Origin of the sequence: Xanthomonas sp. 1678, assembly GCF_031455575.1 — a bacterium.
GTDB lineage: Bacteria > Pseudomonadota > Gammaproteobacteria > Xanthomonadales > Xanthomonadaceae > Xanthomonas_A.
Genome location: NZ_JAVDSZ010000003.1, coordinates 172,653 through 196,969, shown reverse-complemented (window position 1 = coordinate 196,969; position 24,317 = coordinate 172,653). Strand labels below are relative to the sequence as shown.

At 69.1% G+C, this 24,317-nt stretch carries 26 protein-coding genes; 3 read left to right on the top strand and 23 right to left on the bottom strand.

The features are described from left to right. Positions 1–38: 38 nt before the first annotated feature. From alaS to rlmE, 12 genes are all read right to left on the bottom strand, one after another. Positions 39–2,687 carry an alanine--tRNA ligase gene (gene alaS / locus J2Y70_RS07130; protein WP_309915202.1) on the bottom strand — a complete coding sequence of 883 codons (2,649 nt, stop codon included), beginning with the start codon at positions 2,685–2,687 and terminating at the stop codon, positions 39–41. Positions 2,688–2,793: 106 nt separating this feature from the next. Next, positions 2,794–3,288, bottom strand: a complete 495-nt coding sequence (gene recX / locus J2Y70_RS07125; protein WP_309915200.1) for a recombination regulator RecX — start codon at positions 3,286–3,288, stop codon at positions 2,794–2,796. 118 nt (positions 3,289–3,406) lie between these two features. Next, complete coding sequence (gene recA, locus J2Y70_RS07120; RefSeq protein ID WP_263398093.1) at positions 3,407–4,456, bottom strand: recombinase RecA; 1,050 nt, start codon at positions 4,454–4,456, stop codon at positions 3,407–3,409. Positions 4,457–4,652: 196 nt separating this feature from the next. Beyond that, the gene (gene lexA / locus J2Y70_RS07115) at positions 4,653–5,288 is read right to left on the bottom strand and encodes a transcriptional repressor LexA (protein WP_263398092.1); all 636 of its coding nucleotides are present in this window, start codon (positions 5,286–5,288) and stop codon (positions 4,653–4,655) included. Between the two features lie 309 nt (positions 5,289–5,597). Then, positions 5,598–7,274 (bottom strand): AarF/UbiB family protein, encoded by a 1,677-nt coding sequence (locus J2Y70_RS07110; protein WP_309916228.1) that lies wholly within the window; start codon positions 7,272–7,274, stop codon positions 5,598–5,600. A gap of 26 nt (positions 7,275–7,300) precedes the next feature. Then, the gene (locus J2Y70_RS07105) at positions 7,301–7,795 is read right to left on the bottom strand and encodes a CinA family protein (protein WP_263398091.1); all 495 of its coding nucleotides are present in this window, start codon (positions 7,793–7,795) and stop codon (positions 7,301–7,303) included. A gap of 360 nt (positions 7,796–8,155) precedes the next feature. Next, positions 8,156–9,481 (bottom strand): ribosome rescue GTPase HflX, encoded by a 1,326-nt coding sequence (hflX, locus tag J2Y70_RS07100; protein ID WP_309915192.1) that lies wholly within the window; start codon positions 9,479–9,481, stop codon positions 8,156–8,158. Positions 9,482–9,507: 26 nt separating this feature from the next. Then, positions 9,508–9,783, bottom strand: coding sequence for an RNA chaperone Hfq (hfq, locus tag J2Y70_RS07095; RefSeq protein ID WP_009604477.1), 276 nt, complete (start codon positions 9,781–9,783; stop codon positions 9,508–9,510). A 118-nt stretch (positions 9,784–9,901) separates the two neighbouring features. Beyond that, a complete protein-coding gene (miaA, locus tag J2Y70_RS07090; RefSeq protein WP_309915188.1) occupies positions 9,902–10,852 on the bottom strand; it encodes a tRNA (adenosine(37)-N6)-dimethylallyltransferase MiaA in 951 nt (316 codons plus the stop codon). Next, positions 10,852–11,751 (bottom strand): dihydropteroate synthase, encoded by a 900-nt coding sequence (gene folP / locus J2Y70_RS07085; protein WP_309915185.1) that lies wholly within the window; start codon positions 11,749–11,751, stop codon positions 10,852–10,854. Before folP ends, miaA begins: the two co-directional genes overlap by 1 nt. Before the next feature lie 341 nt (positions 11,752–12,092). Next, a complete protein-coding gene (gene ftsH, locus J2Y70_RS07080; protein ID WP_309915182.1) occupies positions 12,093–14,027 on the bottom strand; it encodes an ATP-dependent zinc metalloprotease FtsH in 1,935 nt (644 codons plus the stop codon). Between the two features lie 59 nt (positions 14,028–14,086). Beyond that, positions 14,087–14,719 (bottom strand): 23S rRNA (uridine(2552)-2'-O)-methyltransferase RlmE, encoded by a 633-nt coding sequence (gene rlmE / locus J2Y70_RS07075; protein ID WP_263398438.1) that lies wholly within the window; start codon positions 14,717–14,719, stop codon positions 14,087–14,089. A 66-nt stretch (positions 14,720–14,785) separates the two neighbouring features. On the opposite strand from rlmE, the gene yhbY reads away from it, so the two are divergent. Then, positions 14,786–15,091, top strand: coding sequence for a ribosome assembly RNA-binding protein YhbY (gene yhbY / locus J2Y70_RS07070; RefSeq protein WP_003471333.1), 306 nt, complete (start codon positions 14,786–14,788; stop codon positions 15,089–15,091). 20 nt (positions 15,092–15,111) lie between these two features. Then, positions 15,112–15,486 carry an Mth938-like domain-containing protein gene (locus J2Y70_RS07065; RefSeq protein ID WP_263398085.1) on the top strand — a complete coding sequence of 125 codons (375 nt, stop codon included), beginning with the start codon at positions 15,112–15,114 and terminating at the stop codon, positions 15,484–15,486. A gap of 106 nt (positions 15,487–15,592) precedes the next feature. Here the strand turns inward: J2Y70_RS07065 and J2Y70_RS07060 are convergent, their stop codons facing one another. The 4 genes from J2Y70_RS07060 to surE all read right to left on the bottom strand — a co-directional run bounded on the left by J2Y70_RS07060 (position 15,593) and on the right by surE (position 18,516). Then, positions 15,593–16,405 carry a peptidoglycan DD-metalloendopeptidase family protein gene (locus J2Y70_RS07060; protein WP_309915177.1) on the bottom strand — a complete coding sequence of 271 codons (813 nt, stop codon included), beginning with the start codon at positions 16,403–16,405 and terminating at the stop codon, positions 15,593–15,595. After that, positions 16,384–16,998 carry a YqaA family protein gene (locus tag J2Y70_RS07055; protein ID WP_309915174.1) on the bottom strand — a complete coding sequence of 205 codons (615 nt, stop codon included), beginning with the start codon at positions 16,996–16,998 and terminating at the stop codon, positions 16,384–16,386. The genes J2Y70_RS07060 and J2Y70_RS07055 overlap by 22 nt, the downstream gene beginning before the upstream one ends. Positions 16,999–17,062: 64 nt before the next feature. After that, entirely contained in the window at positions 17,063–17,740 is a 678-nt protein-coding gene (locus J2Y70_RS07050) for a protein-L-isoaspartate(D-aspartate) O-methyltransferase (protein WP_309915171.1), read from the bottom strand. Then, complete coding sequence (gene surE, locus J2Y70_RS07045) at positions 17,737–18,516, bottom strand: 5'/3'-nucleotidase SurE (protein WP_309915168.1); 780 nt, start codon at positions 18,514–18,516, stop codon at positions 17,737–17,739. Before surE ends, J2Y70_RS07050 begins: the two co-directional genes overlap by 4 nt. A 96-nt stretch (positions 18,517–18,612) precedes the next feature. Between surE and J2Y70_RS07040 the strand changes: the two genes are divergently transcribed. Further along, positions 18,613–19,146: a Smr/MutS family protein gene (locus J2Y70_RS07040; RefSeq protein WP_309915166.1), complete on the top strand. Its 534-nt coding sequence runs from the start codon at positions 18,613–18,615 to the stop codon at positions 19,144–19,146. Positions 19,147–19,418: 272 nt separating this feature from the next. Here J2Y70_RS07040 and truD read toward each other — a convergent pair whose 3' ends face one another. From truD to J2Y70_RS07005, 7 genes are all read right to left on the bottom strand, one after another. Continuing rightward, positions 19,419–20,483 (bottom strand): tRNA pseudouridine(13) synthase TruD, encoded by a 1,065-nt coding sequence (truD, locus tag J2Y70_RS07035; protein ID WP_309915162.1) that lies wholly within the window; start codon positions 20,481–20,483, stop codon positions 19,419–19,421. Continuing rightward, positions 20,480–20,980: a 2-C-methyl-D-erythritol 2,4-cyclodiphosphate synthase gene (gene ispF / locus J2Y70_RS07030; RefSeq protein ID WP_309915159.1), complete on the bottom strand. Its 501-nt coding sequence runs from the start codon at positions 20,978–20,980 to the stop codon at positions 20,480–20,482. Before ispF ends, truD begins: the two co-directional genes overlap by 4 nt. A gap of 42 nt (positions 20,981–21,022) precedes the next feature. Beyond that, positions 21,023–21,493 (bottom strand): hypothetical protein, encoded by a 471-nt coding sequence (locus J2Y70_RS07025; RefSeq protein ID WP_309915155.1) that lies wholly within the window; start codon positions 21,491–21,493, stop codon positions 21,023–21,025. Continuing rightward, positions 21,493–22,191, bottom strand: coding sequence for a 2-C-methyl-D-erythritol 4-phosphate cytidylyltransferase (gene ispD / locus J2Y70_RS07020; protein WP_309916224.1), 699 nt, complete (start codon positions 22,189–22,191; stop codon positions 21,493–21,495). Before ispD ends, J2Y70_RS07025 begins: the two co-directional genes overlap by 1 nt. Then, the gene (ftsB, locus tag J2Y70_RS07015; protein ID WP_309915152.1) at positions 22,188–22,541 is read right to left on the bottom strand and encodes a cell division protein FtsB; all 354 of its coding nucleotides are present in this window, start codon (positions 22,539–22,541) and stop codon (positions 22,188–22,190) included. The genes ispD and ftsB overlap by 4 nt, the downstream gene beginning before the upstream one ends. 3 nt (positions 22,542–22,544) lie before the next feature. Beyond that, a complete protein-coding gene (eno, locus tag J2Y70_RS07010) occupies positions 22,545–23,837 on the bottom strand; it encodes a phosphopyruvate hydratase (protein ID WP_263398075.1) in 1,293 nt (430 codons plus the stop codon). Between the two features lie 125 nt (positions 23,838–23,962). Further along, a complete protein-coding gene (locus tag J2Y70_RS07005) occupies positions 23,963–24,250 on the bottom strand; it encodes a hypothetical protein (RefSeq protein WP_309915147.1) in 288 nt (95 codons plus the stop codon). Positions 24,251–24,317 lie beyond the last annotated feature (67 nt).

Here is a 24,317-nt window from a genome sequence, read left to right as displayed (position 1 = left end):
AAGCCGCGCCCTGCCAGCAAGGCAGTGCGGCTTCGTGTTCAGGGGAGATGTTGCTTGACCCAGTCGGGTACGCCCTCGAGCGCAAGGGCAAGGGCGGGCCCGTCCTCGCCACCACCCTGGGCGAGATCCGGGCGGCCGCCGCCCTTGCCCGAGATCTGACCGGCGATATGGCTCAGCAGTTCCCCGGCCTTGACCCGGCCCATTGGGCTGCCGTTCACCCCGGCGACCAGGGCGGCCTTGCCCTCGCTGGCCCCGGCCAGCACGATCACGCTGTCGCCCAGCTGCTGCTTCAGGCGGTCCATCGCATCGCGCAACGCCTTGGCATCAAAGCCTTCCAGGCGCACCGCAAGCACCTTCACCCCCGCCACCTCGACCGCCGCGGCGGCCAGATCGGCGGTGGCGCCGGAGGCCAGCTTGGCCTTCAGTGCCTCCAGTTCGCGCTCCAGGCGCTTGTGCTTGTCGCCCAACTGGCGAATCTTGTCGACCACGTCGCCGGCGCTGCCGCCGACCAGCTCGGCCGCCTCGCGCAGCTTGGCTTCTTCCGCCGCGACATGGTCCAGGGCGCCCTGCCCGGTCACCGCCTCGATGCGGCGCACGCCGGCGGACACGCCGCCTTCGCTGGTGATCTTGAACAGGCCGATGTCGCCGGTGCGCGCCACATGGGTGCCGCCGCACAGCTCGGTGGAGTAGTCGCCCATCCGCAGCACGCGCACGCGCTCGCCGTACTTCTCGCCGAACAGCGCCATCGCGCCGAAGTCCAGCGCTTCCTGCATGCCCATGTGATGCACTTCGACCGCATGGTTGGCGCGCACCTGCGCGTTGACCTTGCGCTCGATCACCGCCAACTCTTCGGCGCTCATCGGCTGGAAGTGCGAGAAGTCGAAGCGCAGCCGGTCAGGGGCGACCAGCGACCCCTTCTGCTGCACATGGGTTCCCAGCACTTCGCGCAACGCGGCATGCAGCAGGTGGGTGGCGGAATGGTTGAGGATGGTGGCGCCGCGGCGGTCGCTGTCGACCTGCGCCGACAACGTCGCGCCGATCTGCAGGCGGCCGCTGCGCAGCTGGCCGACATGGCCGTGGAACTGGCCGGCGAACTTCTGTGTTTCCTCGACCTGGAACAGCACGCCGTCGGCGCTCAACTGGCCCAGATCGCCGACCTGGCCGCCGGATTCGGCGTAGAACGGGGTGCGATCGAGCAGCACGATCGCCGCATCGCCAGCCTCGATCGACTCGACCGGGCGCCCATCCTTCAACAGCGCGACCACGTTCAGCGCATCGGCCTGCAAGGCGTCGTAGCCGAGGAAGCCGGTGGGCGCGAGCTGCGCCACCAGGTCGGCCGGCAGCGAGGTGCCGCCGCCGAACTTGCCGGCCGCGCGGGCAGTCTCGCGCTGGCGCTCCATGGCGCTGTCGAAACCGGCCATGTCCACGTCCATGCCGCGCTCGCGCGCGATATCCGCGGTGAGGTCCACCGGGAAGCCATAGGTGTCGTACAGGCGGAACGCGTCCGCACCGGGGATGCTGCCATTAGCGCGGGCGGCGATCTCGTCGAAGATCTTCATGCCGGCGTCGAGGGTCTCGGCGAAGCGCTCCTCCTCGGCCTGCAGCGCCCGCTGCACGGTGGACAGCGCCGCCGGCAGTTCCGGATACGCCTCGCCCATCAGCTCGGACAGGGTGGCCGCCATCTTGTGGAAGAACGGCTGGCGCACGCCCAGCATCCAGCCATGGCGCAGGGCGCGGCGGATGATCCGGCGCAGTACGTAGCCGCGGCCTTCGTTGGACGGCAGCACGCCATCGACGATCAGGAACGAGCAGGCGCGGATATGATCGGCGATCACGCGCAGCGACTTGTTCTCCAGGTCGGCCATACCGGTCAGCTCGGAGGCATGGCGGATCAGCGTCTGGAACAGGTCGATCTCGTAGTTGCTGTGCACGTGCTGCAGGATCGCGGCCAGGCGCTCCAGGCCCATGCCGGTATCCACGCACGGCGCCGGCAACGGCACCAGGGTGCCGTCGGGCTGGCGGTCGAACTGCATGAACACCAGGTTCCAGATCTCGATGAAGCGGTCGCCGTCCTCGTCCGGCGAGCCCGGGGGGCCGCCGGCGAGGTGCGCGCCGTGGTCGTAGAAGATCTCGGTGCACGGGCCGCAGGGGCCGGTGTCGGCCATCTGCCAGAAGTTGTCCGAGGCGTACGGCGCGCCCTTGTTGTCGCCGATGCGCACGATCCGCTCCGGCGGTACCCCGATCATGTCGCGCCACAGCTCGTAGGCCTGCTCGTCGGTGTGGTAGACGGTGACCAGCAGGCGTTCCGCGGGCAGCTTCCAGACCTGGGTCAACAGTTCCCAGGCCCAGGCGATGGCTTCTTTCTTGAAGTAGTCGCCGAACGACCAGTTGCCCAGCATTTCGAAGAAGGTGTGGTGGCGCGCGGTATAACCGACCGAATCCAGGTCGTTGTGCTTGCCGCCGGCGCGCAGGCAGCGCTGCACGTCGGCCGCGCGCACATAGCTGCGCTTCTCGGCGCCAAGGAACACGTCCTTGAACTGCACCATGCCGGAATTGGTGAACAGCAGCGTCGGATCGTTGCCCGGCACCAGCGGCGCGGACGGAACGATGGTATGGCCCTTCCCGTTGAAGAACTCGAGGAAGTCGCTGCGGATCTGGGAGGTGGAGAATTTGGCGGGTGCGTTCATGGGCTGGCTATAGACGAGCGGACGGATTTCCGGGCGTACCCCCTCAAGATGAGGGCGTGCGGAAACCGGACAAGACAATCCGCCAAGGTTAGCAGGCCCAGCCCGCTCAGTCCTCCGGCTCGTAGCGCGTGGCCGCGCGGATGCTGTCGCCGTCGAAACCGCGCCGCGCCAGCAGATCGGCGGCCTTGCGCCGCTGCTGCAGGTCCACCGGCCCGGCCGCGCCGAAGCGCCGCTGCACCAGATCGCGGGCGTTTTCGGTCCAATCGCCCTCGAATGCCGCCATCGCCGTGGCGACGGCCTCGCTGTCCAGGCCGTGGGTGCCCAGTTCGGCGCGAATGTGCAAAGGCCCGTAGCCGGTATTGGCGCGGCTGCGCACCAGCAGTTCGGCGAAGCGGCCATCATCCTGCCAGCCCTCGCCCGCCAGGCGCTCCACCGCAGCAGCAGCGGCGTCCGGCTCCACGCCGCGCACCCGCAATTTGCGGGTCAATTCCTTGCGCGAATGCTCGCGGCGCACCAGCAGGCCCAAGGCCTTCTGCAGCGGCGTCTGTTCCGGCTGCCGGCGGCGCCGGCGCGGTTGCTGTGCTTGTTCGTCGTCACCCATGCAGGCTCACCGCCACGATCATCAATGTGCCGTCCTTGGCACCTGCCCTCCTGGCTTGCTCAAGACTGCCGAGGGAGACGAGCGGCACTGACTCCACCGCTCCCCCGGCAGAAGACCATCACGCCTCGGCGTCGGCGTCGGCATCCTCGGCTTCGGCCGCGCTCGGCGCGATTTCCGTAGGCTGGAACTTCTCGCGCAGCTCGCTTTCCAGCTTCGCCGCCACCTGCGGGTTGTCGCGTAGGTACTGGCGCGAATTGTCCTTGCCCTGGCCGATGCGCTCGCTGCCGTAGCTGTACCAGGCACCGGCTTTCTCGACCAGTTTGGCTTCCACGCCCATGTCGATCAGCTCACCTTCGCGACTGATGCCTTCGCCGTACAGGATCTCGGTGATGACCTGCTTGAACGGCGGCGCCAGCTTGTTCTTGACCACCTTGATCTTGGTCTGGTTGCCGATGATCTCGTCGCCCTTCTTGATCGCGCCGATGCGGCGGATGTCCAGGCGCACCGAGGCGTAGAACTTCAACGCGTTGCCGCCGGTGGTCACTTCCGGGCTCTGGCCCGGCATCATCACGCCGATCTTCATGCGCAGCTGGTTGATGAACACCACCAGCGTGTTGGAGCGCTTGATGTTGCCGGTCAGCTTGCGCAGCGCCTGACTCATCAGGCGGGCCTGCAGGCCCGGCAGTTGGTCGCCCATCTCGCCTTCGATCTCGGCCTTCGGGGTCAGCGCGGCGACCGAGTCGACCACGACGATGTCGACCGAGCCCGAGCGCACCAGCATGTCGGCGATTTCCAGGGCCTGCTCGCCGGTATCCGGCTGCGACAGCAGCAGCTCGTCGACGTTGACGCCCAGCTTGGCCGCATAGATCGGGTCCAGCGCATGTTCGGCGTCGATGAACGCGGCGGTGCCGCCCTTCTTCTGGCACTCGGCGATGGCCTGCAGGGTCAGCGTGGTCTTGCCCGAGGATTCCGGGCCGTAGATCTCGACCACACGGCCCTTCGGCAGGCCGCCAATGCCCAGCGCGATGTCCAGCATCAGCGAGCCGGTCGGAATCACTTCCACGGCTTCGATGACGCGATCGCCCATCCGCATCACTGAGCCCTTGCCGAACTGCTTCTCGATCTGGCTCAGGGCAGCGGCGAGCGCGCGCTTCTTGTTCTCGTCCATTTTGGTGTCCTTCGGAGGTGAGGGTGATTTGCGGGGTAGGTTCAATTTAGCGGCCAGGTATCGCACAGGCTGAGACGGTGTGCGGCGATGAAAAAATAATCCGTCCGAGCCCGTGTACGACAGCGGCGAATGGCGATGTACCAGGTCGGAAAAATCCGGCTGGCGGTGTAGTGCATTCCTTGCTCGCGCAAGGATTTCAGCGGTTGGGCCGCAGCAGCCCGCAATACAGGCCTTCGATCGCGAAGTCCTGGTCGGGCAGGACCTCGATCGGTGCGTAGTCCGGGTTGCGCGGCAGCAGGCGGATGCGGTCCTTGCCGATCTTCAGCAGCTTGACCGTGATCTCCTCGTCGATCCGCGCCACCACGATCTGCCCGGAGCGGGCGTCGCGGGTGCGGTGCACGCCGATCAGGTCGCCGTCGAAGATGCCTTCGTCGCGCATGGAGTCGCCCTGCACCTTCAGCAGATAGTCCGGCGCCGGCGAGAAGAACACCCGGTCCAGCACCACGAAGTCGTCCGAGCCGATGTCCGCCCCGATCGGCAGACCGGCCGCGACCCGCCCCAGCACCGGCAGGCGCAGGATGTCGGCGCTGTCGACCTGCGGCGCCGGCGCCGGTGCGGCCGCGCCGGTCACCAGCCGGATCCCGCGCGCCTGGCCCGGTATGCGACGGATCGCGCCGGCCTGCTCGAGGGCTTCCAGATGGTATTGGGCGGCGCGGACGCCCTTGAAGCCGAAGGCGCGGGCGATCTCGGTCTGCGACGGCGGTGCGCCGTCGTGTTCGATGCGCTCGGCGATCAGGTCGAGGATCGCTTGCTGGGTTTCGGTCAGTTCCATGGTTAGTAGTAATACTACTAAAAACGGAAATGGGCAACTGGTGTGTGCCTGCGCAGGGCGTCCGGCGACAGAGCGGATCGGGCGAGCGGCAGGAGTGGAACCTGCCGCGCTTCAACGGAGGCGGGCGTCGCCGGCCAGGTTTGGATCGGCGATCAGGCTGTGTGGATCAACCGAAAACGCAGCCACGCGCCCCACAATGGCCGGCAAATCCTGGATCGACGGCCGCTCGCGACCAACCAGGCATCAGCCACGGAGATCATCGCGGCCGCGCACCGCACCGGCCCCTCCCGTCGGCGCACCCCGCTCCGCTCAGCGGCCGCTGCGCCAGATCGAGATCAGGATCCATACGCCCGACAGCGCCGCGCCGATGAAGCCGCCCACGCCGATCGCCAGCAACCAGCGACTGGAGACGCCGCCGACGCTGTTCATCACGATCGACGAACCGATGATCAATGCCGCGGTGACGATGCCCATGGTCAGCCGGTTGGCGGCACGGTTGACCTGGTCGCCGAAACCCTTCAGCGAGGTGGTTTCGACGTTTAGCTGCAGCCGCCCGCGCCGCGCCGCCTGCAGCAGACGGCGGGTATCGCGCGGAAGGTCGCCGAGCAGTTCCAGCGCGCCGAGCACGGTGCGGCGGCCGCGCTTGGCCATCGCGCGCGGGGCGAAGCGCTGCAGCATCACCCGTTCCAGGTACGGCGCCGCGGCGCCGGCCATGTCGAAGTCCGGATCGAGTTGGCGCCCTACTCCCTCCAGGGTCAGGAAGGTCTTGATCATCAGCGCCAGGTCGGCCGGCAGCGCCAGCGCGTGCTGGCGCAGGATCGCGGTGACGTCGCCGAGCATCGCGCCGATCCGCAGTTCCTTCAGCGGCACGCCGCGGTACTGGTCGACGAACCCGGTGATCTCCAGCTGCAGCCGCGCCTCGTCGATCTCGACGTCGCCGTCGGTCCATTCCAGCAGCACGTCGGCGACCGACTCGGCCTCCTGCGTGACCAGCCCGTGCAGCAGTTGCACGACCTGGTAGCGGCGCTGCTCGGAGATGCGCCCGACCATGCCGAAATCGATCACCGCGATGCGCTCGCCGGGCAGGTAGAAGATGTTGCCGGGGTGCGGATCGGCATGGAAGCAGCCGTCCTCGAGCACCATCTTCAGCACGATGTCGGCACCGACGCGCGCCAGCCGGCGCCGGTCCAGGCTGGCGGCGTCGACCCCGGCCAGATCGCGCCCGCCGATGCCGGCGACGAAGTCCTGCACGTTGAGGGTTTCGCAGGTCCACTGCCAGTGCACGCGCGGGATCACGATCTCGTCGTGGCCCTGGAAATTGGCGGCGATGCGCTCGGCATTGCGGCATTCGCCGGCGAAGTCCAGCTCGCGCCGCAGCGACAGGGTGAACTGGTGCACCACCTCCGCCGGGTGGTAGCGCTTGAGGTCGGCCGCACGCGCCTCGACGATCTCCGCCAGCCGCGCCAGCAGCCGCAGATCGGCCTCGATCACGTCGCGGATGCCGGGGCGGCGCACCTTCATCACCACCGGCGTGCCGTCGTGCAGCCAGGCGCGGTGGGTCTGCGCCAGCGAGGCGGCGGCCAGCGGCGCTTCCTCGACCTGGGCGAAGATCGCCGACGGCGCTTCGCCCAACGCTTCGATCAGCTGCGGCAGGATCTGTTCGTAGGGCAGCGCGGGCGCCGCGTTCTGCAATTCGCCGAGTTCGTCGATCCACTCCGGCGGCAGCAGGTCCACGCGCGTGGCCAGCACCTGGCCGAGCTTGACGAAGGTCGGGCCGAGGTCCTGCAGCGCGCGTCGCACCCGCTGCGGCGCGGACATGCGCAGCATCTCCTCGGCGTTGTGCCAGTGCAGCAGGCGCCCGGCGCGCTCCAGCACGTCGGCCATGCCGATGCGGCGGACCACGTCGCCGAATCCGTAGCGGATCAGCACCGAGGCGATTTCCTGCAATCGCCCCAGGTCGCGGACCGTGCTCAGCGCTTCCCACATCGCGGTCGCCATCTAGCCGCCGGCGCTCACAGCAGCGCGCCGAGTCCGCGCAGCGCCGCGGCGACGGTCTGCCGGCGCACCGCGTCGCGATCGCCATCGAAATGGAACAGCTGCGCGCTGGCGTAGCCGCCGCGCCGCTTCCAGCCCACCCACACGGTGCCGACCGGTTTGTCGGCGGAGCCGCCGCCGGGACCGGCGATGCCGGTCACCGCCACCGCGATGCTGGCGCCCGAATTGACCAGCGCGCCGGACACCATCTCGATCACCGTCTCGCGGCTGACCGCGCCATGGTGTTCCAGCGTCTGCGGACGCACGCCGAGCAACGCCTGCTTGGCTTCGTAGCTGTAGGCGACCATGCCGCAGTCGAACCAGTCCGAGGAGCCGGAGATATCGGTCATCGCCTTGGCGATCCAGCCGCCGCTGCAGCTCTCGGCGGTGACCAGGCGCTCGCGCGTGGTGCGCAGCTGGTCGCTGAGCGCAGTGGCGAGCTGCAGGAGTTGCGAATCGGTGGGGACGTTCATGGCGCTGCTCGGGAAACCAATGCGCTTTGTAGCCCAATTCGCTACGGCTGTCGCGCCTGCGCGGTGCGAGGCCATGCGTGGCTTCAGCGATGGCGCGCAAGTCGAGTGTCTGCCGCTTGTGGGTCAGATACAACCTCGCCGGCATGGCTGCGCCAGCGTTGTCTTCGCGGCGCAGCGAAGAAAAACAGCGACGTTCCGATTGAGAGAACGCCACTGCAGGAGCGGCTTCAGCCGCGACCGGCGCTACCGGTACGGCCTGTCGCGGCTGAAGCCGCTCCTACAGAACTTGCGCAAGCTGTAAACAACCGAGCCGAAGATGCACCTCTGCGAGTTGGCGACAACGTCATCCGCACGCGGCGACTAACGCTGCTGCCACTCCTCTTCCTCGCGCGGCGGCAGCAGCGCGCGGATCGGCGCTCCATCGGCGCTGGCGGCCAGACGTTCGGCCTCGGTGATCGGGATGTCCACCTGCAGCAGCCAACCGTCCTCGTCGGCCTGCTCGCTGCGGATCACCTGCAACTGGTGCAGTTGCGAGCGCAGGCGGCCGGCGCTGGACGGCAGGCGCAGGCTGCCCTGCACGTGCTGCAGGCCCAGGCGCTGGCCGAGCACGCTCTGCAGCAAGTCCAGGCCGCGTCCGTCGCGCGCCGAGATCCAGACGCGCTCGCGGCGCGCGGCGTCGGGCACGCCGTCCTGCGCGTCGTGGCGCACGTCGGCGCCTTCGATGCGGTCGATCTTGTTGAACACCAGCAGCTGCGGCAGATCGCCGGCACCGACCGCGTGCAGCACCTCGTCAACCTGGGCGATGCGCTCCTCGCGCAGCGGGTCGGCCGCATCGACCACATGCAGCAGGAAGTCGGCTTCGCGCGCTTCGGACAGGGTCGAACGGAACGCGGCGACCAGTTCGTGCGGCAGGTTGCGCACGAAGCCGACGGTATCGGCCAGCATCGCATTGCCGCCGGGCAGCGCGATGCGGCGCACGGTCGGGTCCAGCGTCGCGAACAGCTGGTCCGCAGCGTAGGCCTCGGCGCCGGTCATCGCATTGAACAGGGTCGACTTGCCGGCGTTGGTATAGCCGACCACCGCGATCCGCGGCAGTTCGCTGCGCACCCGCGCACGGCGCATCTGAGTGTGCTGCACCTCGACCTTTTCCAGCCGCTTCTGCAGCTGCTCGACCCGCTTCTGCAGCAGGCGGCGGTCGGTTTCCAGCTGGGTTTCGCCGGGGCCGCGCAGGCCGATCGAACCGCCGCGCTGGCGCTCCAGGTGGGTCCAGCCGCGTATCAGCCGCGTGGCCATGTGCCGCAGCTGCGCCAGCTCGACCTGCAGCTTGCCCTCGTGGCTGCGCGCGCGCTGCGCGAAGATGTCCAGGATCAACCCGGTGCGGTCGATCACCCGCCGCTCCAGGTATTTCTCCAGATTGCGCTCCTGGCCCGGGCTCAGTGCGTGATTGACCAGGATCAGGTCGGCACCGGTGGCCTCGGCCGCGGCCTTGACCTCTTCCAGCTTGCCGCTGCCGATCAGCGTCGACGGGCTCGGCTTGTCGATGCGCGCGGTCAGCGTGGCGGCGATCGTGGCACCGGCGGAGCGCGCCAGATCGGCGAACTCCTCCAGCACGTCGTCCTCCAACGGCCCTCCCGCGTAGGGCTGGATCAGCAATGCATGCTCGCCGCGGCGGGAACGGTCAAACACCCGCGGCTCCGTTCTTCAACTGCGTGCTACTCGGCTTCGTCATCTTCCGCACTGCCACCCTCGTTCTGCTGCACATAGCCACCGCCCGGTCCGACGCGCACGTTGCGCGCGGGCACCACGGTGGAAATGGCGTGTTTGTAGACCATCTGGCTCACGGTATTGCGCAACAGCACCACGAACTGGTCGAAGGACTCGATGGTACCCTGCAGCTTGATGCCGTTGACCAGGTACACCGAAACCGGCACCCGTTCGCGACGCAGCGCGTTCAGGAAAGGATCCTGCAAGGATTGCCCCTTGGACATGCTTCACTCCCGTTTATAGTTTTTATGTGCCCGGGTCGGCACTGCAGCTCCCCTGCCGTGGCCCGGACCGCCGATGTTACACAACCGCGGGCACAAGCACAGCGCGGCGCGTAGCCAATCAGCCAAGAAAGTCCGCCACCGCCCCATCCAGACGCGCGCCGTCGCGTTCGGGGTCGAACCAGCGCGCGTCCAGCTCCCCGCGCAGCCAGGTCAGCTGCCGCTTGGCCAGCTGGCGGGTGGCGAAGATCGCGCGCTCGCGGAACGTCGCCGCATCGCTGGCGCCGTCCAGGTGTTCCCAGGCCTGGCGATAGCCGACCGCGCGCACCGCCGGCAGCTCCAGCGGCTGCGCCGCCTGGCGCATCGCCGGCAGCGCGCGCAGCGTGCGTACCTCGTCGAGGAAACCTTGCATCAGCATCGCGTCGAAGCGCAGTTCGATGCGCCGGTGCAGCAGCGCGCGCTCGGTTGGCGCCAGCACCAGCTTCAGCACCCGCAACGGCAGCCGCGGCGGCCCCGGCTGCGCCTGCCATTCGCTGATCGGGCGGCCGCTGAGCTGGAATACCTCCAGCGCACGCTGGATGCGCTGGGCATCGCCGGGCCGGATCCGCTGCGCGGCCAGCGGATCGACCTGCTGCAGCTGCGCATGCAGCGCCGCCCAGCCTTCGGCCTGTCCGCGTGCGGCCAGCGCCGCGCGCAGCTGTGGATCGGCAGGCGGCATCGGCGCCAGGCCTTCCAGCAGCGCCCGGAAATACAGCCCAGTGCCACCGGCCAGGATCGGCAGACGGCCGCGGGCGACGATCGCATCCAGCGCCGCGCGCGCGTCCACCGCGAACTCGGCGGCCGAATACGGTTGCCACGGATCGCGCAGGTCCAGCAGATGGTGCGGCACCCGCGCCAACTGCTGCGCATCGGGCTTGGCCGCGCCGATGCTCAAGCCGCGGTACACCAGCGCCGAATCGACGCTGACGATCTCGCCGCCGTAGCGCTCGGCCAGGGCGATCGCCGCGGCGGTCTTGCCGGACGCGGTCGGGCCCATCAGCGCGATCGCGCGCGGGCGCCGGTCCGCCGCCATCAGTCCTCGTCCGGCCAGCGGATCGCGGCGGGCGCGGCGCCGGCGCGCGGCAGCGGCACCGCCGCCAGCGCCTGCCAGACCTTCAATGCGTCCACCGTGGCGGCGACGTCGTGCACGCGCAGCAGCAGCGCGCCGCGCTGCGCCGCCAGCAGGTGCGCCGCCACCGACCCGGCCACGCGCTGCTCCGGCGCGGTGCGTCCGGTCAGCTCGCCGATGCTGCGCTTGCGCGACAGCCCGGCCATGACCGGCACGCCGAGTTCGACCAGGCGCGACAGCTGCGCCAGCAGTTGCAGATTGTCGGCGGTGCCCTTGCCGAAGCCGAAGCCCGGATCGACCAGCAAGCGGCGCTTGTCGATACCGGCCATTTCCGCGGCGAAGATGCGCTCGGCCAGGAACCGGTGCACCTCGCCGACCACGTCGTCGTAGTGCGGCGCGCTGCCCGCGGCGTAGGCATCCTCGGGCATGTGCATCAGCACCACCGGCACCTGCAGCTGCGCCGCCGCGTCCAGCGCGCCGGGCTGGCGCAGGGCCTGGACGTCGTTGATCATGCCGGCGCCGGCGGCGACCGCCGCACGCATCACCTCCGGCTTAAAGGTGTCCACGCTCAACGGCAACGCGGTCTGCGCCGCCAGCCGCTCGATCACCGGGATGACCCGCCGCAATTCCTCTTCCACCGGCACCGGGGTGGCGCCGGGGCGGGTCGATTCGCCGCCGATGTCGAGCAGGTCGGCGCCCTCCTCCGCCAGGCGCAGCCCGTGCGCGACCGCGGCCTCCACCGTCGCATGCGCGCCGCCGTCGGAGAACGAGTCGGGGGTGACGTTGACGATGCCCATCACCCGCGGGCGATCCAGCAGCAGGCGGCGTCCGCCGCAATCCAGGCTCGGCGAAGTGTCGAACATCAGCAGTGCTCCTGGTGGTTGCCGCGATGCACGGGGATGCTGTGCGTGTCCTTGCTTGCCACCGGCGCAGCAGCGCGGAGCGTCGTGGCGACCGCGGCGTTGGCAAGCGGCGGCAGCGAAGGACAAGCGAGCGATGGCATAGGCGGACAGTGATAACGGAACGCCATTGTCGCCCAGTCGCAGCGCCTACGACGACCGGCGGCCGGGATGCGCCAAAAGATCGGCCGGAGCGATGCTATCCCTACGCCGGCTGCCCACCCTGCACCGCTAGAGGTGCAAAAGCAGACAACAAAAAAGCCAGGGATCGCTCCCTGGCTTTTTTCGGACGGACCTGATCGCGCTTAAAGTTGCTCGGCCGGCCCGGCGATCGGCGGCAGCGGCCGCGAATTGCCCTTGTCGTTGCCGCCGTCCTTGCCGGACTTGCTCCAGCCCACCGGCGGCGGCGGATCGCGGCCTTCCATGATCGCGTCGATCTGCGGCACGTCGATGGTCTCGTACTCCAGCAGCAGGTTGGCCATCACATGCAGCTTGTCGAGATTCTCGGTCAGGATCTGCGTGGTCTTCGCATAGGCCTTGTCGAGGATCGAACGCACCACTTCGTCGATGCGCCGCGCGGTGTCGTCGGACACGCTCTTGTGTTGGGTGACCGAGCGCCCCAGGAACACCTCGTCGTCTTCCTCGCCGTAGGCGATCGGCCCCAGCTCGTCGGACAGGCCCCACTTGGTGACCATGTTGCGCGCCATCTTGGTCGCGCGCTCGATGTCGTTGGAGGCACCGGTGGTGACCTTGTCGGTGCCGAAGATCAGCTCTTCGGCGACGCGGCCGCCGTACAGCGAGCACAGCTGCGACTGGATCGCGACGCGGTTGATCGAGTACTTGTCGCCTTCCGGCAGGTACATGGTCACGCCCAGCGCACGCCCGCGCGGAATGATCGTGACCTTGTAGACCGGATCGTGCTCCGGCACCAAGCGGCCGACGATCGCATGGCCGGCCTCGTGGTAGGCGGTCAGCGTCTTCTCTTCCTCGCTCATCGCCATCGAGCGGCGCTCGGCGCCCATCAGGATCTTGTCGCGGGCGCGGTCGAAGTGGTCCATGCGGACTTCCTTGACCGTCTCGCGCGCGGCGAACAGCGCCGCCTCGTTGCACAGGTTGGCCAGGTCGGCGCCGGAGAAACCCGGGGTGCCGCGCGCGATCACCATCGGCTCGACGTCGTCGGCCAGCGGCAGCTTGCGCATGTGCACCTTCAGGATCTGCTCGCGGCCGCGCACGTCCGGCAGGCCGACCACCACCTGGCGGTCGAAACGGCCCGGGCGCAGCAGCGCCGGGTCCAGCACGTCCGGACGGTTGGTCGCGGCGATCACGATCACGCCTTCGCCGCCCTCGAACCCATCCATTTCCACCAGCAACTGGTTCAGGGTCTGCTCGCGCTCGTCGTGACCGCCGCCCAGGCCGGCGCCGCGGTGACGGCCGACCGCATCGATCTCGTCGATGAAGATGATGCACGGCGCGTGCTTCTTGGCCTGCTCGAACATGTCGCGCACGCGGCTGGCGCCGACGCCGACGAACATCTCGACGAAATCCGAGCCGGAAATGCTGAAGAACGGCACCTTGGCCTCGCCGGCGATGGCCTTGGCCAGCAGCGTCTTGCCGGTACCGGGCGGACCGACCATCAACACGCCGCGCGGGATCTTGCCGCCGAGCTTGGTGAACTTGGTCGGATCGCGCAGGAAGTCGACCAGCTCGCCGACCTCTTCCTTGGCCTCGTCGCAGCCGGCGACGTCGGCGAAGGTGATCTTGATCTGGTCCTCGCCCTGCAGCTTGGCGCGCGATTTGCCGAACGACATCGCGCCCTTGGCGCCGCCGCCGCCGCCCTGCATCTGGCGCATGATGAACAGCCAGAAGCCGATGATCAGGATGACCGGCAGGAAGTTCAGTACCAGCGACCAGAAGCTCGGGCCGTTGGCCGGCTTCTGCCGGGTCATCTCCACGTTCTTGCTGTACAGCACGTCGACCAGCTTGTCGTCGCGCGGACCGTAGACCGTGCTCTCGCTGTTGTCGCTACGCTTGAAGCGGATCGCCGTGACCGACAGCCCGGTGTCGTCGGTGAAGTCGACCGACTTCACCCGCCCGGAATCCACTTCCTTGAGGAACTGGGTGTAAGTCACGGTGTCGTTGCCGGCGCCGCCGGCCAGGCGCGGTGAGAAGCTGTTGAACACCACCATCAGCACGACGGCGACGACTACCCACAGCAACAGATTCTTGGTCAAGTCGTTCATCCTCATTGGCTCCGGTGTCCCTTCAACTCGTTCTCGATGCGTGATGCGACGGGTTCAGCTTACTTGATCTGGGCACGCTTGCCCTGCCCGAGGGCATAGACCTCCGGCGAACGCTTGCGCGACGCCGCCGGTTTGCGGATGGACACCTTTTCGTAACGGCGGCGCATCTCGCGGATGTAGTCGTCGGACCCGACGCCCTGGAACAGCTTGATCAGGAACGCCCCGCCCGGTTTGAGGTGGGTATCGGCGAACGCCATCGCCAATTCGGCCAGATGCATCATCCGCGGCTGGTCCACCGCATCCATGCCGCTTTTATTGGGGGCCATATCCGACAGCACAAGGTCTACCGGGTTGCCGCCTAGCATTTCCTCGAACTGCGATAGCACCTCCTCCTCCCTGAAGTCGCCGTGAAGGAACTCCACGCCGGCCAGCGGCGGCATCTCCAGGATGTCCAGCGCCAGCACCCGGCCGCGCTCGCCCAGCGACTTGCGCACCTGCTGCGACCAGCCGCCCGGCGCGGCGCCGAGATCGACCACCAGCATGTCCGGCTTGAGCAGCTTGTCGCGCTGCAGCAACTCTTCCAGCTTGTAGGCGGCACGCGAACGCATGCCTTCGGCCTGGGCCTTCTTCACGAAGGGGTCGGCGAAATGTTCGCGGAGCCAGCGTTGGCTGCTTTTGCTGCGGGTTGCCATGGGATCGCGGTCGTGGTGGACGGCCATGATACCCTGATCGCCCTTGGCAACCCCGTTCCCGCCTGCATGTCGATCAGCCTGACCCCGTCCCAGAACCGCTTCCTGCGCGGCCTGGCGCATGACCTCAAACCCCTGCTGCAGATCGGTGGCAAGGGCGTCACACCGGCCTTCCTGGCCGAACTGGACGAGGTGCTGGAGCGCCACGAACTGGTCAAGGTGAAGGTCGGCGGCGACGACCGCGAGGCCCGCGACGCGAGCATCGCCAGCCTGGTCGAGCAATCGCACAGCGTGCTGGTGCAGCGCATCGGCCACACCGCGATCCTGTACCGCCCGGCCAAGGAAGACCGCCAGATCGTACTGCCACGCGGCTGATCCAACTGCCCGGTGACATCATGCAGCTGACCCAGGACCTGCCCGACTACGCCTACACCCTGCGCATGGCCGACGGCCGCCAGGCGAAGGTGAACGACCGCTTGCTGACCCGCAGCTTCATCCTCGCCCCGGACACTCTGGTCGAGCACTGGGACGCGCCGGCCGCGGCCGAGCTGCAGCCGCAGCAACTGCAGCCGCTGCTGGAACTGAACCCGGCGCTGGTGATCCTGGGTACCGGCGAACGCCAAGTATTCCCGCCCGCCGCCGCGCTGGCGCTGTTCCTGACCCGCGGCATCGGCATCGAAGTGATGAACAACGCCGCCGCCGCCCGCACCTACAACGTGCTGGCCGCCGAAGGCCGGCGCGTGGCGGTCGGGTTCCTGCTCGAAGGCTGAGCAAGGCCGCGGCCGCCCGCTGTGCGGGCGCGCGCCTGGTCTTTCAATTTCAATCTACCGGCGCGCTGCGCCGGGCCGGGGATCCGCCCAACGAACGACGTGCCGGTTACTTGCTGGGCAGATACAACAGCGGGTCGACCGGTTTGCCGTTGTAGCGGATCTCGAAGTGCAGCATGTCGCGCGCGGCGCCGCTGCGGCCCATCTCGGCGATCTGCTCGCCGGCCTTCACGTTCTGGCCTTCGTTGACCAGGCGCTTGCGGTTGTGGCCGTAGGCCGACAGCCATTGCTCGTTGTGCTTGATGATGATCAGTTCGCCGTAGCCGACCAGGCCGGCGCCCGAGTACACCACCACGCCGTCGGCGGCCGCGCGCACCGCCTGGCCGCTGCTGCCGGCGATGTCCACGCCCTGCTTGGTGGTCTCGCCGACGACGAAGCGGCTGACCACCGCGCCTTCGGCCGGCCAGCGCCAGTTGAAGCCGCTGCTGACCGGGGTCGGCGCCGCGACCGGCGGCCGCGCGACGGTTCCCGCGGAACTCGGCGGCGGCACCACTGCAGTGCTACCGGGTCGCGCCACGACCGCGCCACCACCAGCGCCCGGGGGATACAGCTTCAGCGACTGCCCCGGGTAGATCGTGTACGGCGGCGGCAGGCGGTTCCAGGCGGCCAGGTCCTGCGGGCTGATGTTGTTGACGCGGGCGATCGCGTACAGCGTGTCGCCGCGGCGCACGCTGACGCTGACCCCGGGCTTGGGCACCGAAGGACGCGCCACCGGTGCGCCGGACTTGCCGGGCGCCCCGGACGTGCGCACCACGGTGGCGCTGCTGCATGCGCCCAATCCTGCTGCCACCAGCAACCACACGCTGCAACGCAGGCCGTTACGCACCACCCGATCGACGCTCATCCGTACTTCGCTCTCCATAGGACCCACACCACCAGCAGCGCCAGGACCGCCATCGCGACCCAACCGAGCGGTTCGATCCAGCGGCGCAGCGCGGCTTCCGCGCGCGGCCCGCCCAGGCGGATCGCGCCGGCCACCAGATACACGCGCTTGCCGCGGCCGACCAACATGCTCGCCAGGAACGGTAGCAGCGGGATTCCCACGATGCCTGAGGCCCAGGTAAATATCTTCAGCGGGATCGGCGTGAAACCGGCCAGCACCAGCAGCCAGAAGGCGCGCCACGGCGATTCGGCGACCACTTCGCGCAGCTGGCTCACCTGCGCATCGATCTTCTGCGTCCAGCCCAGCCATTCGATCAGCGGCTGCAGCGCGGCGAAGGCGAAATGGCCGAGCATGTAGCCGACCAGCGCGCCGGCCAGCGAGCCCATCAGGCTCAGCGTGGCGAACCACAGCGCACGCCGCGGCTGCGCCAGCGACATCGGCGCCAGCATCACCTCTGGCGGCACCGGGAACACGATCGCCTCGGCGAAGCTGAGCCCGGTCAGGAACGCCGGGGCGCGGCGATGCCGCGACCAGCCGATGGCGCGTTCGTACAACGGCCCGAATATCTTCATCCAACGCAACTCCACTGATTCAATCTGGGGTGATTCAATTCAGGCTGATTCAATTCAGCATGATTCAATCCAGCATGCCCGACAGCAGCGGGACGAAGGTCACCGGCGCCAGGATGTCTTGCTCGATCCGGCCGTCGGCGTCGCGGCGCAGGCGCACCAACGATTGCGACGAAGGGCCGCCGACCGGCGCGACCAGGCAGCCGCCCGGCGCCAGCTGCGCGACCAGCGCATCGACCAGCGCCGGCGCCGCGGCGGTGACCACGATCGCATCGTAGGGGCCGTGCTCGGCCCAGCCGATGCGGCCGTCGTCGTGCTTGCTGCGCACGTTCATGCCGAGCTGGCGCAAGCGCTTGCGCGCCTGCCGCAGCAGGTCGCCGATGCGCTCCACGGTATAGACCTCCAGCCCCAGCGCGGCCAGGATCGCGGCCTGGTAGCCGGAGCCGGTGCCCACTTCCAGCACCTTCTTCGGCGCCACCTCGAGCACGGTCTCGGTCATCCGCGCCACCACCCACGGCTGCGAGATGGTCTGGCCATGGCCGATCGGCAGCGCGGTGTCCTCGTAGGCGCGCGAGGCCAGCGCTTCGTCGATGAACAGGTGCCGCGGCACGGTGCGCACTGCGTTGAGCACGGCTTCGTCGCCGATGCCGGCCTCGCGCAGGCGCTCGACCAGGCGGTCGCGCACGCGCTGCGAGGTCATGCCGATGCCGATCGCTTCCGGTTGCAGGCGCAGCCGCGGGGTCATGCCGGGTTGTCCAGCGCGGCGGTGAGGCCGCCGACCCAGCTGGCGACCGTCTCCAGCGCCTGGTAGCGGGTCAGGTCGACCTGGATCGGGGTGATCGAGATGAAGCCGGTGCGCACCGCGTGGAAATCGGTGCCGGGGCCGGCGTCCTGCTCGCGGCCGGCCGGGCCGATCCAGTACACGGTGCCGCCGCGCGGGTCCGGCTGCGGCAGGCACGGTTCGGAGCGGTGGCGGTTGCCGAGCCGGGTGACCTCGAAGCCCTTGATCTCGCTCCACGGCAGGTCCGGCACGTTGACGTTGAGGATGGTGTCCGCCGGCAGCGGATCGGCCTTCAGCCGCGCCACGATCTCCACCGCGGCGCGCGCGGCGGTCTGGAAGTGCTTCGGCTCGTGGTTGTGGGTGACCAGCGACATCGCCACCGCGGGCAGACCGAGGAAGCGGCCTTCCATCGCCGCCGACACGGTGCCCGAATAGATCACATCGTCGCCCAGATTGGCCGAGTTGTTGATCCCGGACACCACCATGTCCGGCTCGTCCTCGAGCATGCCGGTCAGCGCCAGGTGCACGCAGTCGGTCGGGGTGCCGGCGACGCTGCAGGTGTGCGGGTCGATGCGCTTGATCCGGATCGGCAGGTCCAGGGTCAGCGAGTTGCTCGCGCCGGAACGATCGCGGTCCGGTGCGACCACGGTCACCTCGTGGCCCGCGCCGCGCAGTTGCTCGGCCAGCATCTTGATGCCGGGGGCGTCGACGCCGTCGTCGTTAGAAACCAGTACGCGCATGGTGCTCCTCGGAAACCCCGGCATGATACCGGATGCATCCTGCCAGGTCGCTGACAGCGCGCTTGCGTGACGGCGTCGGCAGGTTAGGCTGTGCGCATGTCGCAGCCCGAAGACGAAGATCCCGCCGCCCTGTTCCGCGCGGCGATCGGTGCGGTCACGCCGATCAACGCGACGCCGCCGGCCAACGCCAAGCCGCGGCCGAAGCCGCGCGCGCGCATGGCCGAGCGCGACGACGCCGAGGCGCAGAGCGAGTTCCAGCGCCTGTTGCGCGACAGCGCGCCGCTGGAGGCCGGCGACGTGGCCAGTTACCGCCGCGAGAACGTGCCGGCGCGGGTGTTCCAGCGCCTGCGCCGCGGCCAGTTCTCGGCCCAGGACGAACTCGACCTGCACGGCGCCAACGCGGCGCAGGCCGAGGCGCTGCTGCGCCAGTTCATCGCCGAGGCGCACGCGCACGAGTACGGCTGCGTGCGCATCGTGCACGGCAAGGGCCTGCAGTCCGGCGGCATTCCGATGCTGAAGAATCTGGTCGACCGCCTGCTGCGTCAGCGCAACGACGTGCTGGCGTTCCATTCGGCGCCGCCCACGCAAGGCGGCACCGGAGCGATGCTGGTGCTGCTGGCGCGGCGCTGACCTAGGGCGTGTCATCAATCCCCGAGCAGGCCCGCGCCACTCTTGCGCATACGTGCGCGGGCAGGGAGAGGGAGAAAGTGAGTTACAGCGATGACACGGCACCGCGCGCGCAAGAGCGGCCCTGCGGGTTGGGCCTGTCAGGCCGCCAGCCGGCGCCGCGCGGCTTGACCTGACCGCCAGTCAGGCGCTGCGCCACGCAGCACCGACTGGCGACCTGACAGACCCAACGCGACCTGCTCGGCAATCGATGGCACGCCCTAGCGCCGCGCCGCTCATTCCTGCGCCGCCGGCTCGGTCTGCGCGCCCTGCCCCGCGTCGGCGATCTCGCCCAACTCGTGCAGCACCGCGGTGGCGTAGCTGCCCGGCGGCAATGCGAAACGCAGCTCCAGCGCGCCATCGTCCGCGTCCAGCCAACGCCATTGCAGCTCGGCCGCGCGCAACCGGGTGGCTCGCCGCTCCTGTTTCAGGCCTTCGCGCTCCAGGCCCTCGCGCAGACGCGTCGAAGTCGCATCGCCCAACGCCGCCAGCTCCAGCGCACGCGCCGCATCGGCGCTGCGCAGTTCGCCGGCGCCCCACAGCGGCGCCGATGGATGGATGTCGAAGCGCTGCAGCCGTTCGGCCAGTACATCGGACCAGGGCTCCGGACCGAACACGCTGCGGCTGCCGTCGAGCAGCCATACCTCGCCGTCGAGCGCGACGTCCCAGTTGCCCGCCGCCACGCGCGCGGCCAGTACGCGATTGAACAGCTCCGACCGCGCCGCCGACAACAGCAGCGAACGCTGCTCACGTCGGACCCTGCGTCCGTCGAACATCGCCAGCGCGGCGCCGACGTTGCCGCCGTCGCGGCCGAAGCGCTGCTCGCCGAACCAGTTGGGGATGCCGCGCGCGCCGATCTGCGCCAGCCGCGCCTCGATCGCGTCGCGCTCGCCGCGCACCTCGCGCAACACCAGCACGAAGCCGTTGCCGGCCAGCGCACCGCGCGGCAGCTTGCGGTTGTGCCACTGCGCCTGCAGCACCTGCAGGTCCTCGCTGTGCAGCGCCTCCAGCGCCGGCGCCACGCGCTTGGGCAGGTGCACCGAGAAGCGCTGGGTGGTGACCGCGTGGCGGTCCTTCATACCCGCGTAGCCGATCGCCATGTCCGCCACGCCGGCCCATTGCGCCAGGCGGCGCGCGGCGAAGGCGGTGTTCATGCCGCGCTTGCGCACGGTCAGCAGCAGGTGCTCGCCCTCGCCGCTGGGCTCGAACGCGGGCAGTTCGTCGACCTGAAAGTCTTCGGCCACGCTGCGCATGCGCGCCTGCAGCGGCGCGGCGCCGAATGCGCGCGGCAGGTCGCTCACAGCGCCACCAGCAGCACCGCCGCCTGCGCCGCGATGCCTTCGCCGCGGCCGGTGAAGCCGAGCTTCTCGCTGGTGGTGGCCTTGACGCTGATGCGGTCGACGCCGACCTGCAGCAGCGCGGCCAGGCGTTCGCGCATCGCCAGCGCATGCGGGCCGACCTTGGGCCGCTCGCAGATCACGGTGACGTCGGCGTTGCCGAGCTGCCAGCCGCGCTCGCGCAATAGCTGCTCGCAATGGCTCAGGAACTGCGCGCTGTCGGCGCCCTTCCAGCGCGCGTCCGACGGCGGGAAATGCTGGCCGATGTCGCCCAGCGCCAGCGCGCCGAGCAGCGCGTCGCACAGCGCGTGGATCACCACGTCGCCGTCGCTGTGCGCGAGCACGCCGCGTTCGTGCGCCACGCGCACGCCGCCGAGCATCACGTGGTCGCCCTCGCCGAAGGCGTGCACGTCGTAGCCCTGGCCGATGCGGAAGGGGGGAAGCGCGGCGTTGTCGGCCATATCGATCCTATGTGTGAGTGCCGGCGACCGGTCGCATCGCCATCAGGCGCGACCGTTCAACGCGAGCACGAATGCCTGAAATTCGGCGGGCGGCGCAGACCCGGAACCGGAATCGTCCTGCGCGCCCCAGGCCGGGTTGAGCCAGTCGTCGTGCACCACGCTGGCGACGACATCGCGCAGCGCCACCGCTCTGGGCGCGCGCGCGAACGGCAGGCGTCCATGCGAAGACGAGACCAGGCTGAAACGCAACTGCCGCACCTGGCGGTCGTGCCAGCAGTAAAAGGTCATCGCCGGTGCCGCGGCGTCGATCAATGCGGCATGCCGGCTGGCGGCGACCGCCTCCACGAAGCGCGTCACCGTCTCCGTGTCGATGCCTGCGTTCTGGTCCTCGCGCGGCGAGAACGCCCACAGGTTGGCCTGCGCCTCGCGCGCGATGTCCAGCGGGTCGCGCACGATCGCGTCGCATTCGGCCAGCTGCAGCCACGCATGGGCGACGGACGCTTCGAACCTCATCACCCGTTCCGCTGGAACAACGCGAACTCGAAGCGCGCCAGATCCGCCGGGGTGGTGACCTTGAAATTGTCTTCGGCGCCCTCGACCAGCAGCGGCCGCAGGCCCAGCAACTCCATCGCCATCGCATCGTCGGTGACCTCGACCCCGGCCGCCGCGGCCTGTTCCAGCGCCCGGGTCAGCTGCAGGCGCCGGAACAGCTGCGGGGTCAGCGCGCGCCACAGCCGCTCGCGCGGCTCGGTGGCGTCGATGCCGCCATCGTCGCCGGCACGTTTGAGCGTGTCGCGCACCGGTGCGGCCAGGATCGCGCCGACCGGATCGCCGCGCCCGGTTTCCAGCAGCCGGTCCAGGTCGGCCAGCGCCAGGTTCGGCCGCGCCGCGTCGTGCACCAGCACGAAATCATCCGCCTTGACCGTCTCCGGCAAGGCCTCCAGCGCGGCCAGCACCGAACCGGCGCGACTGCTGCCGCCGACGCAGGTCAGCACCGGCTTGCCGGCCACGTCGGTCCAGCCCGGCCAGTCGGCATCGTCGGCACCCAACGCGACCATCGCCCCGGCCACCGCCGGATGCGCCAGCAAGGCCTGCAGCGCATACGCGATCAACGGCTGCCCGCCGGCCTGCAGATACTGTTTGGGCACGGGACTGCCGAAGCGGGTGCCGCGACCGGCGGCCGGCACCACGGCCCAGACCGTGGCCATCAGGGTTGTTCGCTCGGCGCAGCCGGCGCCTGCGCCGGCGCGCCGTCGGCGGCCGGCGCGGTCGACACCGGCGCATCCTCGACCACGCGGTAGAACTTTTCGCCCGGTTTGATCATGCCCAGTTCGCTACGCGCGCGCTCCTCGATCGCCGCCTCGCCGTCCTTGAGGTCCTTGACCTCGGCGGCGAGTGCGGCATTGCGTTGCTGCAGGCCTTCGTTATCGCGCTTCTGGTGCTCGACCTGGCTTTCGAGCACCAGGACCTCGCCGGAATTGCCCGGACCGAACCAGAAACGGTACTGCAGCCACGCCAGCAGTCCCGCCAGCACCAGCAGCAGCCAGCGCCAGTTGCGCACGGCTTACCGCTTGAGCGAGACGAATGCGTCGCGCCCCGCGTAGCGCGCGCCGCTGCCCAGCGCTTCCTCGATCCGCAGCAGCTGGTTGTACTTGGCCACGCGGTCGCTGCGGCACAGCGAGCCGGTCTTGATCTGGGTGGCGGTGGTGGCCACGGCGATGTCGGCGATGGTGGTGTCCTCGGTCTCGCCGGACCGGTGCGAGACGATCGCCGCGTAGCCGGCCTTGTCGGCCATCGCGATCGCTTCCAGGGTCTCGGTCAGGGTGCCGATCTGGTTGACCTTGATCAGGATCGCGTTGGCGGTGCCGGACTCGATGCCCTGCCTGAAGATCTTCGGGTTGGTCACGAACAGGTCGTCGCCGACCAGCTGTACCTTGCTGCCGAGGCGGTCGGTCAGCAGCTTCCAGCCGGCCCAGTCGTCCTCGGCCAGGCCGTCCTCGATGCTGACGATCGGGTACTGCGCGGCCCAGTCGGCGAGGAAGTCGACGAACTGCTCGCTGGTCAGGCGCTTGCCCTCGCCCACCAGGTGATACTTGCCGTTGTCGTAGAACTCGCTGGAAGCCACGTCCAGGCCCAGCAGCACGTCTTCGCCTGCGGTGTAGCCGGCCTTGCCGATCGCCTCGAGGATGGTATCCAGCGCTTCCACGTTGCTGCGGAAGTCCGGCGCGAAGCCGCCTTCGTCGCCGACCGCAGTGGACAGGCCATGGCCCTTCAGCACCGCCTTGAGCGCGTGGAAGATCTCGGTACCGGCGCGCAGCGCCTCGGAGAACGAAGCGGCGCCGACCGGCAGCACCATGAATTCCTGGAAATCGACGTTGTTGTCGGCATGCGCGCCGCCGTTGATGATGTTCATCATCGGCACCGGCAGTGCCACGTTGGCGGTGTTGGCGCCGGCCAGGTACTGCCACAGCGCCTGCTTGCGCGAAGCCGCCACCGCGTGCGCGTTGGCCAGCGAGACGCCGAGCAGCGCGTTGGCGCCCAGGCGGCCCTTGTTCTCGGTGCCGTCGAGATCGATCAGGCGCCGGTCCAAGCCCTGCTGGTCGGCCGCGTCGAAGCCCTGCAGCGCGTTGGCGATGGTGGTGTTGACGTTCTCCACCGCCTTGCGCACGCCCTTGCCCAGGTAACGGGTCTTGTCGCCGTCGCGCAGCTCGACCGCTTCCTTGGTACCGGTGGACGCACCCGACGGCACCGCGGCGCGGCCCAGCGAACCGTCGGCCAGCGTGACTTCCGCTTCGAGCGTGGGATTGCCGCGGGAATCGAGGATCTCGCGGGCGTGGATCTTGGCGATAGTGGTCATAGGTCCGATCGGTTACCAGTAAGGGGGAAAGTACACCGGAAACAAGCTGCCGGATTATCGCCGCACACCGCCCCATTGCCAAATCGCACGGGGCTGAGACGCGCGACAGGCCGGCCAGTGCGCCGCTAGGCCCTCAAGCCCAGCAGCGACACGCCAAACAAAAGCGCCAACACCAGCAGCAGCGCGAGCGCGATGGCCGCTGCGGCAGGTTGGCGACGTAGCCAGAACGCCGCCGGGCTGGCGATGAGGCACGCCACGGTCAGCAGCGCGCCCACCACCAGCGTGACCAGCATCGGGATCCGCGTGGCCTGCATTGCATGGCTGCCGTCGCCCGGCATGCCGATGCTGGCGGCGACCAGGAACGCCATGACGGCCAGACAGGCCCAGGCACCGATCGACAGGGCCAACGCCATCCAGCCCCAGGGCCAATGGCGCCAGTGCCAGCGCTGCCGGCGCGACGCCGCCAGCGCCCACGGGTCG

Coding starts and splice junctions, on each gene's coding strand:
- miaA (WP_309915188.1), bottom strand. CDS start 10,852: ATGGCGGCGGACCGGCGCCCGCGCGCGATCGCGCTGATGGGCCCGACC.
- J2Y70_RS07110 (WP_309916228.1), bottom strand. CDS start 7,274: ATGTGGGAAGCGCTGAGCACGGTCCGCGACCTGGGGCGATTGCAGGAA.
- J2Y70_RS07105 (WP_263398091.1), bottom strand. CDS start 7,795: ATGAACGTCCCCACCGATTCGCAACTCCTGCAGCTCGCCACTGCGCTC.
- yhbY (WP_003471333.1), top strand. CDS start 14,786: ATGTCGATCAGCCTGACCCCGTCCCAGAACCGCTTCCTGCGCGGCCTG.
- hfq (WP_009604477.1), bottom strand. CDS start 9,783: ATGTCCAAGGGGCAATCCTTGCAGGATCCTTTCCTGAACGCGCTGCGT.
- eno (WP_263398075.1), bottom strand. CDS start 23,837: ATGACCACTATCGCCAAGATCCACGCCCGCGAGATCCTCGATTCCCGC.
- J2Y70_RS07005 (WP_309915147.1), bottom strand. CDS start 24,250: ATGGCGTTGGCCCTGTCGATCGGTGCCTGGGCCTGTCTGGCCGTCATG.
- alaS (WP_309915202.1), bottom strand. CDS start 2,687: ATGAACGCACCCGCCAAATTCTCCACCTCCCAGATCCGCAGCGACTTC.
- J2Y70_RS07025 (WP_309915155.1), bottom strand. CDS start 21,493: ATGAGGTTCGAAGCGTCCGTCGCCCATGCGTGGCTGCAGCTGGCCGAA.
- J2Y70_RS07065 (WP_263398085.1), top strand. CDS start 15,112: ATGCAGCTGACCCAGGACCTGCCCGACTACGCCTACACCCTGCGCATG.
- rlmE (WP_263398438.1), bottom strand. CDS start 14,719: ATGGCAACCCGCAGCAAAAGCAGCCAACGCTGGCTCCGCGAACATTTC.
- ispF (WP_309915159.1), bottom strand. CDS start 20,980: ATGGCCGACAACGCCGCGCTTCCCCCCTTCCGCATCGGCCAGGGCTAC.
- J2Y70_RS07060 (WP_309915177.1), bottom strand. CDS start 16,405: ATGGAGAGCGAAGTACGGATGAGCGTCGATCGGGTGGTGCGTAACGGC.
- folP (WP_309915185.1), bottom strand. CDS start 11,751: ATGTTCGACACTTCGCCGAGCCTGGATTGCGGCGGACGCCGCCTGCTG.
- J2Y70_RS07040 (WP_309915166.1), top strand. CDS start 18,613: ATGTCGCAGCCCGAAGACGAAGATCCCGCCGCCCTGTTCCGCGCGGCG.
- recA (WP_263398093.1), bottom strand. CDS start 4,456: ATGGACGAGAACAAGAAGCGCGCGCTCGCCGCTGCCCTGAGCCAGATC.
- lexA (WP_263398092.1), bottom strand. CDS start 5,288: ATGGAACTGACCGAAACCCAGCAAGCGATCCTCGACCTGATCGCCGAG.
- J2Y70_RS07055 (WP_309915174.1), bottom strand. CDS start 16,998: ATGAAGATATTCGGGCCGTTGTACGAACGCGCCATCGGCTGGTCGCGG.
- ftsH (WP_309915182.1), bottom strand. CDS start 14,027: ATGAACGACTTGACCAAGAATCTGTTGCTGTGGGTAGTCGTCGCCGTC.
- J2Y70_RS07050 (WP_309915171.1), bottom strand. CDS start 17,740: ATGACCCCGCGGCTGCGCCTGCAACCGGAAGCGATCGGCATCGGCATG.
- surE (WP_309915168.1), bottom strand. CDS start 18,516: ATGCGCGTACTGGTTTCTAACGACGACGGCGTCGACGCCCCCGGCATC.
- recX (WP_309915200.1), bottom strand. CDS start 3,288: ATGGGTGACGACGAACAAGCACAGCAACCGCGCCGGCGCCGCCGGCAG.